Genomic DNA, 14,066 nt, shown 5'->3' on the forward strand with positions numbered 1-14,066 from the left:
GAAAACGATGTCGATCACACCGGGCAAGCGCGTTTGGGCGGTCCTGTTGCTGGCGGCCTGCGGCCAGATAACGCCGGCCTTGGCGCAGCAACTTCCATGCGACGATGGCATCAAGACGGCCTTCAAGCCCGACGCCGACACCACGGTCGTGGCGGTTCGCCAAGTGAAGAAGGGCGAGGAACTAAAGGCGCCCGATGCGCCGCAGCCGGTGACGGCGGCGGCGGATCTCTGCCTGGTGAAACTGCTGGTGGGCCCCGGCGCCACCGCGGAAAAGGACAAGACCGCGCGCTCGTACTCCGAGGGCATCGGCATCGAGGTCTGGCTACCGGCGCCTGCCAACTGGAACGAGCGCATCCGCAATTATGGCGGCGGCGGATGGGTCGGCGGCGGACATCGCTATGCCGATCAGATCGGCAGCAAGGTTCCGGCCATCGTCAACGCCAATATCGGCTATGCGTCGGGCACCACCGATGCCGGGCAGCCCTGGTACCAGGACGGCTCGTTCACATTCCTCTCCGACGGCAAGCTCAATACCGAGTCGCTGCGCGACTTCTCGGTGCGCGCGATGGTGGAGCAGGCCAACAAGACCAAGGCGCTGGCCAGCCTCTATTACGGCAAGGCGCCCAAATACACTTATTACGACGGCCATTCCCAGGGCGGCCGGCAGGGCATGAAGGTCTTCCAGGAATACCCTGAACTCTACGATGGCTATTTGATCGCCCAGCCCGCGCCGAATATCGCAAAGTTCGGAACGTCCGGGTTGTATCCGCAGATCGTGATGAAGACCGAGCTGGGCTTCACCGCCGTGAACAAGGACGCGGCGAAGGCCTTTGCCGCCAAGGTCGCCGCCGCCAACCAGCGCGCCGTCGCCGCCTGCGACACCGCCGGGCTCGGCTTCCTGCTCGATCCCTTTGCCTGCAACTACAACCCCGCACGCGACGCCGCGGCGCTGTGTGCCGGTGCGACCGGCGACGGCCTGACCGGCAGCAATCCGGATGCCGCGACCTGCATGAGCGCAAAGGAGGCGATGGCGCTGAACCGGATCTGGTACGGCGCCACGCCGGATGGCAGTTTTGACGCCGCGCAGACATCAGACAGCCGCAGCGGCAAGTCGCTCGGCCCCAAGCAGGTCTGGTGGGCGTTCACCCGCGGGACCGGCATCGGCGGTCAGATCACCAGCGCCGGCGCTGACAGCGTGGCCCAGGCGATGCAGGATGTCAGCTATGCCGCCGACGCCAGCGCGACCTCGGCGATACCGATCACCAACGCTTCGACAGCCGTGCGCAACAAATGGCTCGAACTCGATTATGCCGGATTGGCCGATGCCGTCGGCAAGAACGTCGCGCTGCAGCCGACGCTGTTCAGCAACCTCATCACCGATAAGGCTGACCTGGCAAAACTGCGCGACCTCGGCCGCAAGGTGGTGATCTGGACCGGCCTCGTCGACGATGCGATCCCGCCCGCCGGCAACATCAACTACCATGAGCGCGTGCTGGCCGCGATGGGCGGGCACGCCGAGGTGGCGAAGTTCATGCGGATGTATCTGGTGCCGGGCGCCGCGCACTCCTCGCAGGGCCGGGCCTACACGGTCGGCGGCAAGAACGACACCGTGCCAATGCCGAAACTGCCCGGCAATGCCAACCAGACGCCGACGCGCGAGCAGGACCAGTTCTTCACCGCGCTGGTCGATTGGGTCGAGAAGGGCGAAGCGCCCGGCGACATCCTGCTGACCTCGCGCGACAAGAGCATCAGCTATCCGATCTGCGTCTATCCGCTGAAAACGACCTGGAACGGCAGCGGGCCGGTAACGCAGGCTACCAGCTTCAGCTGCCGGTAGCTTATCGACTGGCCGCTGGCTTACGGTCTTGCGTCAAGGCTAGACGGGAAAGGGCGTTGCTAAGATTATTCGCGAATGATCGAAGGCGCTACGCAACGAGAGCAGCCTAGAAGGCGACGATCGGCCGGAATGATGAGTGGCACCCAGACAGCGGCCTTCGATAGACCTTAATAATTTGAAATTGCTATACAATCAAGATACAAGCTCGGGATGTTTTATTGTAGAATGCACGAGCTAAGATGACGCCAAATCAGGCTATTGCTTCATATCGAGCAGAATTTATTGCCAAACCTATGAAGCGTTCTCCGGATAATGTGGACGAGGTCCGTCAGATGACGCAAGCCGACGGAATGAACGAGCTTCCGTCGAGCCCTGCTGTGGCCACTACCTTCGTTCGCCATAGCTCACTCCCCAATACAAGAATTAATGCAACCGAAGCGAGACATCTCTGGGTTATTCGCTCGGAAGATTTTCCTGTTGCCTTGGAGGAGTGCGAATGGGGAAAAGCGCTGCAGAGTGGTAAGATTAAGCACTCCAATCTTACGGGAGGCAATCCTGCTCATTCTGGTGGAGAGATTTGGTTTCTTGACGGATTGCGGTGAACGCATCGTCTGGTCGGTATGGTGCTAGTAACAATCACGAGTTTGACCGGATTGTCGAAGCCTTGCGCTGTGCAGGCTATTTCGTTGCGTCCATGGGGTTTGATTTAGAGAATCCCACGGTTCCTAATGCTGTATTCGTTGGTGAACCACTTTGGCAGGCGCCGATCGAATGACAAACACTTCGATACTGAACGCTGTATTTGGAGAGGAAAGCTCGGGCGAAACACCCGGTCAGAGAGCCGCGACCTCAAAGAAGCTATTCGTTCGAAGCCAGCACCAACTTTCTGAATATAGGGAAGGGGCGACTGGAAGAGTGGTGAACGCTCAAGAGGCGCTTCGGTTAGTGGGCTGGGAAACATTAGAGGTTCTCGGTGACCGTCCGTCTGTTCCGTTGATAATCAGAGCAGGTGAGCCATATAACTCTATCTATGAACAGCTAAGGCATCTTGGCCTTGAACTGAGCGAGATTGCCCGAAAGATTGGCTGGTCGAAAGAAACAACGCGAAGGTTTGAAGAAAAGAAGCAGATTCCATTTCGAGAGATCGAACGCTTCGTGCGCACAATAGGGTTGGATAGCGAAAAACTTGGAGTAGAAGCTGGTGCGGCAGCGAACAGTGAAACTGGGGTTCGACTTCGTACCTATCGCAACAAGGATCCTAAGGTTTTTACGGTCAGCACCGTACTGGCATTAGCGGAAGCTTCTTGGACGATACAAAAACAATTTGAATTGGCGAATCTATTAGGACGGCAGAACGGGAGTGTTGTGCGTTCGCTTGGCTTTGAGCCGTCGAGCGAGTATGGCGGCCAACTGACTAGGACGTTTATGGAAGGTTACCGCCTTGCGAGACGGGCGCGTGAGCTACTTGGCATTCCTCCAGATCATCCAATTGCTTCCATGAAGGAATTGATTGAAGCTAAGCTCCGTATTCCGGTTATTCAGTTGGAAATTCATTCCGAATTGGCTGGCGCGACTATTGCTGTCGGCTCGCACCGCGGTGTCGCTATTAATCTAAAGGGACAGAACTCTAGTCCACTAGCTCGAAGAATGACGATGGCCCATGAACTAGGCCACCTTCTTTGGGATCCAGATCAACGTCTGAAACGGCTCGTAGTGGATAGGTACGATTCCCTTGTTGACGGCCCAGCTGCGTCGAGGCTGGCGCTCGATGCTGTTGAGCGTCGAGCCAATGCGTTCGCGATCGAATTCTTAGCGCCCGCTAGCGCTATCCTTAAGCTGTTTGAGTCATCCGGAGGCGGTGTCGACGGTTTCAAAGCAGTGATCGCGACCTTTGGTGTGAGTAGGACGGCTGTTGCAAACCATCTAATGAATGCAAGCCACAACCGGATCGATATGCTCGGACAAAAGTTAGAACAATTTTCAGATGATGAGTGGGAGGCAGTCGAGTCCCTTGCTGTCCCAGTTTTTGACCCTCAACGCGTGCCGATCTCCCGGAGAGGCCGGTTTGCGAGTCATGTCTTGGGCGCTGTGGATCGAGAACTCATTTCCCGCGATACGGCCGCAAGCCTCTACAGTTGCAATTTAAGTGAGCTTGATCGCGCTTTGAAATCCACCCGGAACTATGTTGGTCCCTTGGATTGATACTGGATATTTGAAGTCATAATTTTCGCTGCTCGTTGACCATTTGCCTTATTCGATCATCGCATGATTAGGTACCACCGACTGCGACGCGGTGTGGCCGTGGTCGAATCGATCATGATCGTCAGCCGGATCGCACCGTTGGGTATGTCAGCCGGAAGCGATCGACCATGAGCGAACCACAAGCGGCAACAGGCGCGCGGACGCACGAAGTGCTGGGCCTGCTCGGCTTCCTCCTGGTCGCCACCGCCCAGGTCTCCAACATGATCCTGGCGCGCGGCGTGGCCGGCAGCGTTCCGCCGTTCTCGATCGCGTTCTTCCGCTGGAGCATCGTGGCGCTCGGCCTGCTGCCGGTCGTCGTGATGGCGCTGCGCGAGAAGCCCGCATCGTTGCGCGGGCAGTGGCCGGGCATCGCGCTGGCCGGCTTTCTCGGCATGTTCATCTGCGGCGGCCCGGTCTATGTCGCCGGGATCACCACGTCGGCGATCAACCTCGCGCTGATCATGGCGCTGTCGCCGATCGTCGTGCTGCTGTTCTCCTTTGCCACGGGGCGGGAATCCATTGCCCGCAGGCAAATCATCGGAATGGCAGTAGCGCTGGCCGGCGCACTCCTGATCATCACCAAAGGACAGGCCTCGGTCGGGACGGGCCTCTCCACCGGCGATCTCCTGGCGCTGCTCGCGATGCTGGGCTGGGCCGGATACACGCTGATGCAAAATCGCGTCGGCCAGGGCGTCAGCTTTTTGGCGCGGATCGGCCTGTTCGCGGCGGCCGGCGCGCTGTTCTCGCTGCCGTTTGCGGTCCATGAAATCTGGCAGACGCCATCAGCCGCCTTCACCGGCCGCGCCGCGCTCGTCTATCTCTTTGCGGGCCTCGTCCCCGGGCTGTTTGCCTACGGGGCCTATGCCTGGCTCGGAGGGCGCTTCGGCGCGGTATCGACTTCGCTCAGCCTCTATCTCGGCCCAATCGTCAGCGCGGTGCTGTCGATCCTCTTTCTCGGCGAGGCGCCGACAATCATCCATCTGATCGGCGGCGCGCTCTCGCTTGGCGGCATGTATTTGTGCCTGCGGTCAAAGCCGGGCGAGGCGCGATAGTCTCTACTCGATGACAGCATGGTCCGGTGCCACCGACTGGGCGCGCAACGTCGCCTTGGTCGAACCGATCATGATGGCCAGCGGGATCGAGACCAGAACGAACAACATCACCAGCTGGTAGTCCTGCGAGAAGGCGATGATCTGCGACTGCGCCTTGACCATGGCGTCCGCCATGGCGCGGCCGGTATCGGTGCCAAGATCGATCATGCCGCGCACATTGGGCATCTGCAGGGCGTGGTTGAACGGGTTGATATTTTCCGACAGCCCCGCATAGACCCGCCGCGATCCCTCGGTCAGCTGCGAGATAACGATCGAAATGCCGACCGAGCTCGCGACATTGCGCATCAATGTCAGCATCGAGGTGCCGTCGGTGCGCAGGTGATTGGGCAGCGTGAGGAACGCCACGGTGGACAGCGGCACGAACACCAGCCCGAACCCGAATCCCTGCAGCACGCTGATCACGACGATCTCGGTGACGCCGGTCTGGTCGGTCCAGCCGGTCATGTAGAACAGCGAAATAGCCGTGATGCTGAGGCCTGTGATGATCAGATTGCGCGCCTCGACAAAGCGCATCATGCGGCCGACCAGCATCATCGCGACGAAGGTGCCGCAGCCGCGGGTCGCCAGCAGCACGCCGGCGGTGATGATGGGATAGCCGATCACGTTCTGCAGGAACGGCGACGACAGCGCCATGGTCGAAAACAGCACCAGGCCCATGACCGCCATGAACACGCAGCCGCCGACGAAATTCTTGTCCTTGAACAGCGCGAACTGGATGAACGGTTTTGAGGTCGTGAACGAATGCGCCAGGAAATAATAGAACCCGATGCCGGCGATGATGAATTCGGCGATGATCTCGTTGGATTCCAGCCAGCCGAGCTGCTCGCCGCGGTCGAGCGCCAGCTGCAGCGATCCGATCGCGACCGCGAGCGCCGTGAAGCCGAACCAGTCGAAGCGCAGGTCCTGGTCCTTTTTGGTCTCGTCCATGAAGATCATGAGGCCGAGCACGGTGAAGATGCCGAACGGCAAATTGACGAAGAACACCCAGTGCCAGGAATAGGTTTCGGTCAGCCACGCGCCTAATGAGGGTCCCATGATCGGACCCATCATCACGCCCATGCCCCAGATCGCCATCGCCTTGGCGCGTTCGTGCAGCGCGTAGGAATCCAGCATCACCGCCTGCGACAGCGGCACCAATGCCGCGCCGAACACGCCCTGCAGCAGACGAAACAGCACCATCTGGTTGATGTCTTGCGCCAGGCCACACAGCACGGATGCCATCGTGAAGCCGGCCGAGCAGACGATAAAGATGCGCTTGCGGCCGAAGCGGTTGGCGATCCAGCCCACCGGCGCGGTCATGATCGCGGCGGCGACGATATAGGAGGTCAGCACCCAGTTGATCTGGTCCTGCGAGGCCGACAGCGAGCCCTGCATGTAGGGCAGCGCGACATTGGCGATGGTGGTGTCGAGCGCCTGCATGATCGTCGCCGTCATGGCGCAGATCGTCACCATGTTCCGGCGCAGGCCGGGAACCGCAGCAGGGGACGAGTCCGGCGCCTGCATGGTCAGTCGGTTTCGTGGTTAGCCGCCGCCGGCGTCAAGCCGAGCAGGTGCGCGAGCGAGCGGCGATGGTTGGTGTCGATGCTGGCATAGACGCTCATGCCGGCTTTCAGCTTGCGGACGAACTTGTCGTTCTTGTCGAAATAGATCCGCACCGGAACGCGCTGCACCACCTTGACGAAATTGCCGGTCGCGTTCTGCGGCGGCAGGATCGCGAATTGCGCGCCGGTGCCGGGCGAGAGCGAGCCGACCGTGCCCTTGAACACGTGGTTGGGGAAGGCGTCGACGTCGAGCGTGACGCTCTGGCCGACCGCCACATAGGTGAAGTCGGACTCCTTCGGATTGGCGTCGACCCAGGGGTTGGCGACGTCGATGATGGAAAACACCGGGCTGCCCGCCATCACGAAGCGGCCGAGCTGGATCTGCTCGACCTGCGTCGCGACGCCGTTCATCGGCGCGCGCACGGTGGTCAAATCAAGGTTGCGCTGGGCGTCGTCTAGCGCCGCCTTGGCCTGCATGTAGGCCGGAAACGCTTCGAGCGGCAGCTCGGGATCGCCGAGCAGCTGGTTGAGGGCGTTGGATCGTTGTTGCGTGACGAGCTGGCGCTGCGCCTGTGCGGTGACCAGGGTCGTGGCGCTGTTGTCGAGATCGAGCTGCGAGCCGGCCTGGCTCTTGACCAGCGAATTCTTGCGCTCGACGTCCTTTTGCTTGAGCGCGATGCCGGCGTTGACCAGTTCGATGGTCTGTCCGTACAGCTTCACGTTGGCGACAAGGGTGTCGTGGCTGACCTTGGCGTCGTCAAGTTTGGAGCGCGCCTGCGCTACCGCCAGGCGGAACGGCACCGGGTCGATCTGGAACAGGGTGTCGCCGGTCGAGACCTGCTGGCCTTCCTTCACGGTCACGTTGATGATCTTGCCTGATACGTCTGACGTGATCAGCACCTTCTGCGCGCCGACATAGGCATCATCGGTGGTCACGTAGCGGCCGCCATTGAGATAAAAGGTAATCCCGGCCACCGCGGCGACCAGCGGCAGCACCACCAGCAGCAGGAAACGGCGATAGCGGCGCATGCCGGCCATCAGCCGGCGGCGCGGCTCCGCGGCCAGTTTCGGGCGCGGCGTCGGTGAATCCGGACTGGCTTTCTGTTCGGCAGCCTTCTGCTCGGGGGGGAATTTGAGCACGGGATCAGCCATAGCGCTGTTCCTTCCTGGGCGGTTCGCTGGGTGGATTCTGGACCGCGTTGCGAACGTTTTCCTTGATCAGATCGAGTTGCGACAGCAGGCGGTGGGCATCGGCGGGATTGATGCCTTCCAGCGCGGTCGCGGTGAGTTCGGAGCGCAACCCGGCTAGCTTGCCGAGCAGCGGCCGCGCTGCCTTCTTCAGATAAAGCCGGTTGACGCGGCGGTCGGTCTCGTCGCCGCGGCGCTCGATCCAGCCATTGTCGCAGAGCTTGTCGATCAATCGCGTCAGCGTGATCGGCTGCATTTCCATCAGTTCGGCGAGTTCCGTCTGCTTCAGGCCTTCGGATCGTTCGACCTTGGCCAAAACCGCCCATTGCGCGCGGGTGATGCCATAGCGCGCCGCCTGCTTGTCGGCATAGGCGCGCATCATCCGCTGCACTTCGCCGAGCGTAAACAGGAAGTTCATATCCACGGAACCGCGCATCGCCAGCCTCCATAAGCTTTGGATATTATAAGCTTGCTTATGAATTCTGCATGCCGGCTTAAGTGTTACCAGCTCCGCCCTCAGAACATGGCTGGTGTCTGCGGAACCACCGGGCTTTGGGATTGGGCGCCAAAATGCTACAAACCTGACGCAATGACCCTGGCAAAACCTACCTTTCCCGCACCCGACCACGATCACGGCCGCTGCGCCGCGGACGCGATCGCGCATGCCGAGCAGGTTTGCGCCAAGCGGGCGCAGAAATTCACTCCGATCCGGCGTCAGGTGCTGCTGGCGCTGCTGTCCAGCCACCGTCCGCTCGGGGCCTATGAGGTGATCGACGAACTCGCCAAGACGATGCCGCGGCCGGCGCCGATCACGGTCTACCGCGCGCTGGATTTCCTGATGGAAAACGGCCTCGTCCACCGCATCGAAAGCCGCAATGCCTTTCTCGCCTGCGCGCACGACCATGACGCGACCGCGATGGTGGCGTTCCTGATCTGCGACCATTGCGGCTCGGTCGGCGAAATTCCCGCGGCCCCGGTCGCGCAAAGCCTCAATGCGGCGGCGCGCGCGTCCGGCTTTGCGCCAAAGCTTTCCGTCGTCGAGATTGCCGGCACCTGCGCGCATTGTCAGAAATAAGAACGCGGCGCCAAGCCGGGCTACGAGGATAAATGTCGTCCAATCCTGTGATCTCTGCCGCCGGGCGTGCCCTCACCCCGGGCGCTATCGCCTTGATGCTGATGCTGTGCCTGAGCTGGGGTTTTAATCAGATCGCGGTGAAGCTGGTATTGCCGGACGTGCCGCCGATGCTGCAGGCCCTGGTCCGCTCGCTTGGCGCGTTGCCGGTGTTGCTGATCATCGGCTGGTTTCGCGGCGTCAGATTCTTCGCGCGCGACGGCACGCTGTGGCCCGGCATGATCGCGGGCGTCATCTTCGGCATCGAATTCGTGCTGATCTATCGCGGCCTGTTGCTGACGTCGGCGTCGCGGGCCGCGGTGTTTTTGTACACGGCGCCGTTCTTCGTAGCGCTTGGCTCCTACGTCTTTCTCGGCGAACGGCTGCGCGCCTCGCAATGGGGCGGGCTCGCTTTGAGTTTTGCCGGTGTGGCGCTGGCGATCGGCGTCCCCCAGGCCAATGTCGATGCCAACGTGTTGATGGGTGATCTTTTGATCGTCGTGGGCGGCGCGCTGTGGGCGACCACGACGCTGATCGTCAAGGCCACCGCGCTGATCAAGGCGCCGGCGGAAAAGGGGCTCGGCTATCAGGTGGCGATCTCGATCCCGATTCTCGCTGCTGCGGCGTGGATTTCGGGCGAAACCATCACCCATATTCCCGGACCGCTGTCGCTGGCGCTGCTGGCTTATCAGGCGTTCTGGGTGGTCGGCCTGACGTTCTTGCTGTGGTTTGCGCTGGTGAAAACCTATTCGGCCAGCAAATTGTCGGCCTTCACCTTCATCACGCCGCTGTTCGGCGTGGTGGCCGCGTATTTCATCCTGCACGACACGCTGACGATCGCGTTTGGCGTCGCAGCGCTGCTGGTCATCGCGGGGCTCTATCTCGTCAACCGGCCCGTGGCGGCAAGGGCGGAAGTAGCACCCGATCCGAACGTGTGAGGGGGAGTTCGAGTGTATCCACGACGGCGCTGCGCTCCCTCTCCCGCTTGCGGGGGAGGGCGGGATGGGGGTGTTGCCGCGAGTCGGACCGATCGTGTGGAGAGAGCCCCCACCCGGCGCTTACGCGCCGACCTAAGAGCGAGCTTCGCTCGTCTCGTCCCCCGCAAGCGGGAGAGGTGAAGCGAGTCTTCGGCCCGTCCGACAATCACCACATGCTAATCCGTCTCGATCGGCAGCGCCTCGTCCTTGGCCCATTCGCCCATCGAGGCGTCGTAGAGCGTCAGGTTGTCGTAGCCGAGCCGGTGCAGCAGGAACAGGTCGATGGTCGCCGAGATGCCGCCGCCGCAATAGGCGATCACCTGCTTGTCCTTGCGCAGGCCTTGCGTCGCGAATTTCGCTTCGGCGTCCGCAAGCAGCACGAAAACGCGCGTCGAGGGATCGAGCAGGGTTGCCGCCGATACGTTGCAGCTGCCGGGAATCCGTCCGGGCCGGCCATAACGGCTTGGCTCCAGTCCCCGGTGGAATTGCGGGCCCAGCGCGTTGACGACCACGGCGCTGTGATCTCGGACAGCAGCGAGCACCTCGTCCTTGCCGACGAAATGACCGGGCCTCGGCTTCGCCTTGAAGGTGGCCTTCTTATATCCCTTGGGCGCGCCCGTCTCGATCTCCCGCTCCTCGGCCTTCCATTTGTCGAAGCAGCCATCGAGAACAGCGACATTGTCAAAGCCGAGCGATCTCAGCATCCACCAGAACCGCGTCGCCCACATCGGCGTGCCGATCGAATAGAGCACGACGCGGCAATCGGCACTGACGCCGTGCCGCCCGAACGCCGCCTCGAGCTGCGTGATATCAGGCATCATGAAGCGAAGCTCGATACCCTGCTTGGAGAATTCGCCCTGCAGGTCGAGAAAATCCGCGCCGGGAATGTGGCCGGCCGCGAAGGTCTGGTCGCCGGGCACCGCGATATAGGGCGCGTTGCTGCCTTCGGGCGCCGGTTCGAGATAGGTCGTGCAATCGAACAGCCGCAGGTTGGGCCGGTCGAGGATGCCGGCAAGTTCCGTCGTACTGATCAGCTCCGACATGCCTAAACCTCCCGTTATTTGAATGATGGTAGAGCAGGATCCGGAAAAGTGGGAACCGGTTCTCCGAAAAGATCACGCTTGAACAAAAAGGGGGTCTCCGACGTCACATGAAAAGCCGCCCTGCCCGGCGCATCTTGCCCTTTCAATCCGGCGATTCCTGTCCAATATAGCTGACAGGGAGGCCGAGTGTTGATCGCCTGCCTCCAACCGCAATGGCGGGATTAAGCCATTGAAAATACAGAGATAAAGTTCAAATTTGGGTCCGGCCGGCTGGCCCATCCCCGTCCCCTTGGTGAATGTCACCAAAACCTGATATTCGAGACGCCATGAACAAGCCCGAAAAACCGCCGCAAGACGACGTCGCCGGCCCCAGCGCCCGGCATAAAACCACCCAGGTCATGGTCGGCAATGTCGCCGTCGGCGGCGGTGCGCCGATCGTCGTGCAGTCTATGACCAACACCGACACCGCCGATATCGACGGCACCATCGCCCAGGTCGCAGCCTTGTCGCGCGCCGGCTCCGAGATGGTCCGCATCACGGTGGACCGTGACGAGGCCGCCGCTGCCGTTCCGCACATTCGCGACGGTTTGCGCAAGCGCGGCATCACCACGCCCCTGATCGGCGACTTCCATTACATCGGCCACAAGCTGCTGGCGGATTATCCGGCCTGCGCCGAAGCGCTCGACAAATACCGCATCAATCCCGGCAATGTCGGCTTCAAGAACAAGCGCGACACCCAGTTTGCCGACATCATCGAGATCGCCAACAAGAACAACAAGGCGGTCCGCATCGGCGCCAATTGGGGTTCGCTCGATCAGGAACTGCTCACCAAGCTGATGGACGAGAACACCGCCTTGCCGAACCCGCGCGATGCGCGCGCGGTGATGCGCGAAGCCATGGTGCAGTCGGCGCTGCTGTCGGCGGCCCGCGCCCAGGAACTGGGCATGCCCAAGAACAAGATGATCCTGTCGGCGAAGGTTTCCGCCGTGCAGGATCTGATCGCGGTCTACGAGGTACTCGCGGAGCGTTCGGATTACGCGATCCATCTCGGCCTCACCGAGGCCGGCATGGGATCGAAGGGCATCGTGGCGTCATCCGCGGCGCTCGGCATCCTGCTGCAGGAAGGCATCGGCGACACCATCCGCATTTCGCTGACGCCCGAGCCCGGCGGCGATCGCACGCTGGAAGTCCAGGTCGCGCAGGAACTGCTGCAGACCATGGGTTTTCGAACCTTCGTGCCGCTGGTCGCGGCATGCCCCGGCTGCGGCCGCACCACCTCCACCACGTTCCAGGAACTGGCGCGCTCGATCCAGGATTTCATCAGGGAAGAGATGCCGGGCTGGAAAACGCAATATCCCGGCGTCGAAGCGTTGAACGTCGCGGTCATGGGCTGCATCGTCAACGGCCCCGGCGAATCCAAGCACGCCAATATCGGCATCTCGCTGCCCGGCACCGGCGAAGCCCCGGCCGCCCCGGTGTTCGTCGACGGCAAGAAGTTCCGCACCCTGCGCGGCCCTTCCATCGCCGCCGACTTCAAGGCGCTGGTGATCGACTATATCGATCAGCGTTATGGTGCGAATGCCAAGGCACCGGTGACGGCGGCGGAGTAGCCATCGGTGTCGTCCCGGCGAACGCCGGGACCCATACTCCGCGGCCTTAATTTTGCGGAGAATATCTAACGCCAGCACCCTCACCGATAGGCCGCGGCGTATGGGTCCCGGCTCAAGGCCGGGACGACACCTATTGCATTGCGCTCGGCATCGCCTGCGCTACGATGCTTCCCAATCAATAATGATTGGGAGAAACGCCCATGTCTTCACTCTCCAGCAAGCAGGGACCCCGCTATCGGCATATCGCCGGCGAGAGCGAACCCTACGAGACTATCGGCGTCGAAAAACTGACCCCGATCATCGGCGCGGAGATTTCGGGCGTCGATCTCGCTGACTCGCTGTCGAACCGCACGATGGACGAAATCCACCGCGCGCTCGCCGAAAACCTCGTGATCTTCTTTCGCGACCAGCACATCACGCCGCAGCAGCATCTGGCATTCGGCCGGCAGTTCGGCGAGCTGCATATTCATCCGGCGGCACCACATGAGGGCGATGATCCCGCGTTGATGAAGATCTACGCCGACAAGGATTCACCGCGCGCCAATGGCGAGGGCTGGCACACCGACGTGTCCTGCGACGTCGAGCCGCCGATGGGCTCGATCCTCTACATCAAACAGTGCCCGCCGCGCGGCGGCGACACGCTGTTTGCCAACATGTATGCGGCCTATGAAGCGCTGTCGGACCGCATGAAGGCCTATCTCGACGGGCTCACCGCGCTGCATGACGGCGAGCAGACCTATCGCGGGCTCTATGCCAATTACGGCGTTGCCGACCGCCCGGAATATCCGCGCGCCGAGCATCCGGTCGTGCGCACGCATCCTGTCACCGGCAAGAAAGCGCTCTACGTCAACCGCGGCTTTACGCGTTTCCTGATCGGCGTTCCCCGCGACGAGAGCGATGCGATGCTCGCCTATCTCTACCAGCATGCGGAAAATCCGCTGTTCCAGTGCCGCTTCCGCTGGACCGAAAACGCCATCGCGTTCTGGGACAACCGCTGCGCCCAGCACCGCGCGATGTGGGATTACTGGCCGCATACAAGGTCGGGCACGCGCGTGACCGTGAAAGGCGAGCGGCCGGTGTGAGCGGCCTGCTCCGTCGTCATTCCGGGGCGCGCGCAGCGCGAGCCCGGAATGCATCAGGCCGCATGTGCTGTCGCCCGATGGATTCCGGGCTCTCGCTTCGCGAGCCCCGGAATGACGATCGAGGGTGCGACAAAACAACCCGACGGGCAAATCAATTCTGATTGTCAGAAATCGTGTCAAGTAGAAAATTTCTGTAAATCAAAAATATTTCTGTTGTCGGCCGACCCAAATCAGTGCGCATCTATCGCCATCCCGTCCCACTCAGAGGGCGTCGGCCGTCGTCACGGACGTTGGACGGGTTGCGGTGGACGCTGGTTTACGCCT

The 14,066-nt window shown here is 61.5% G+C and carries 13 protein-coding genes; 9 read left to right on the plus strand and 4 right to left on the minus strand.

The window, feature by feature from the left end; translation table 11 throughout:
* Positions 1–7 precede the first annotated feature (7 nt).
* The 4 genes from JQ597_RS28385 (at position 8) to JQ597_RS28400 (ending at position 5,130) form a co-directional block, all read left to right on the plus strand.
* Entirely contained in the window at positions 8–1,837 is a 1,830-nt protein-coding gene (locus JQ597_RS28385; RefSeq protein WP_212268775.1) for a tannase/feruloyl esterase family alpha/beta hydrolase, read from the plus strand.
* A 239-nt stretch (positions 1,838–2,076) separates the two neighbouring features.
* On the plus strand, positions 2,077–2,439 hold the full coding sequence (locus JQ597_RS28390) for a hypothetical protein (RefSeq protein ID WP_212268776.1): 363 nt from the start codon (positions 2,077–2,079) through the stop codon (positions 2,437–2,439).
* Positions 2,440–2,608: 169 nt separating this feature from the next.
* On the plus strand, positions 2,609–4,039 hold the full coding sequence (locus JQ597_RS28395) for an ImmA/IrrE family metallo-endopeptidase (protein WP_212268777.1): 1,431 nt from the start codon (positions 2,609–2,611) through the stop codon (positions 4,037–4,039).
* A gap of 167 nt (positions 4,040–4,206) precedes the next feature.
* Positions 4,207–5,130, plus strand: coding sequence for a DMT family transporter (locus JQ597_RS28400; RefSeq protein ID WP_212268778.1), 924 nt, complete (start codon positions 4,207–4,209; stop codon positions 5,128–5,130).
* Positions 5,131–5,133: 3 nt separating this feature from the next.
* Here the strand turns inward: JQ597_RS28400 and JQ597_RS28405 are convergent, their stop codons facing one another.
* From JQ597_RS28405 to JQ597_RS28415, 3 genes are read right to left on the minus strand one after another with little or no spacing between them, the layout of a single operon-like run.
* Positions 5,134–6,693: an MDR family MFS transporter gene (locus JQ597_RS28405; RefSeq protein ID WP_212268779.1), complete on the minus strand. Its 1,560-nt coding sequence runs from the start codon at positions 6,691–6,693 to the stop codon at positions 5,134–5,136.
* Between the two features lie 2 nt (positions 6,694–6,695).
* Positions 6,696–7,883: an HlyD family secretion protein gene (locus tag JQ597_RS28410; protein WP_212268780.1), complete on the minus strand. Its 1,188-nt coding sequence runs from the start codon at positions 7,881–7,883 to the stop codon at positions 6,696–6,698.
* A complete protein-coding gene (locus JQ597_RS28415; RefSeq protein WP_212268781.1) occupies positions 7,876–8,355 on the minus strand; it encodes a MarR family winged helix-turn-helix transcriptional regulator in 480 nt (159 codons plus the stop codon). Before JQ597_RS28415 ends, JQ597_RS28410 begins: the two co-directional genes overlap by 8 nt.
* A gap of 153 nt (positions 8,356–8,508) precedes the next feature.
* Between JQ597_RS28415 and JQ597_RS28420 the strand changes: the two genes are divergently transcribed.
* Positions 8,509–8,994, plus strand: a complete 486-nt coding sequence (locus tag JQ597_RS28420) for a Fur family transcriptional regulator (RefSeq protein ID WP_212268782.1) — start codon at positions 8,509–8,511, stop codon at positions 8,992–8,994.
* Positions 8,995–9,026: 32 nt separating this feature from the next.
* Positions 9,027–9,968: a DMT family transporter gene (locus JQ597_RS28425; protein WP_212268783.1), complete on the plus strand. Its 942-nt coding sequence runs from the start codon at positions 9,027–9,029 to the stop codon at positions 9,966–9,968.
* A 215-nt stretch (positions 9,969–10,183) separates the two neighbouring features.
* On the opposite strand, the gene JQ597_RS28430 is transcribed toward JQ597_RS28425, so the two are convergent.
* Positions 10,184–11,050, minus strand: a complete 867-nt coding sequence (locus JQ597_RS28430; RefSeq protein WP_212268784.1) for a sulfurtransferase — start codon at positions 11,048–11,050, stop codon at positions 10,184–10,186.
* A gap of 326 nt (positions 11,051–11,376) precedes the next feature.
* On the opposite strand from JQ597_RS28430, the gene ispG reads away from it, so the two are divergent.
* The 3 genes from ispG to JQ597_RS28445 form a co-directional block, all read left to right on the plus strand.
* On the plus strand, positions 11,377–12,660 hold the full coding sequence (gene ispG / locus JQ597_RS28435; RefSeq protein WP_212268785.1) for a flavodoxin-dependent (E)-4-hydroxy-3-methylbut-2-enyl-diphosphate synthase: 1,284 nt from the start codon (positions 11,377–11,379) through the stop codon (positions 12,658–12,660).
* Between the two features lie 200 nt (positions 12,661–12,860).
* A complete protein-coding gene (locus JQ597_RS28440; RefSeq protein ID WP_212268786.1) occupies positions 12,861–13,742 on the plus strand; it encodes a TauD/TfdA dioxygenase family protein in 882 nt (293 codons plus the stop codon).
* Between the two features lie 111 nt (positions 13,743–13,853).
* Positions 13,854–14,066 (plus strand): hypothetical protein (locus tag JQ597_RS28445; protein WP_212268787.1); only part of this gene is annotated, 213 nt, incomplete at its 3' end.

Source organism: Bradyrhizobium sp. AUGA SZCCT0177 (assembly GCF_018130125.1).
Taxonomy (GTDB): Bacteria; Pseudomonadota; Alphaproteobacteria; order Rhizobiales; family Xanthobacteraceae; genus Bradyrhizobium.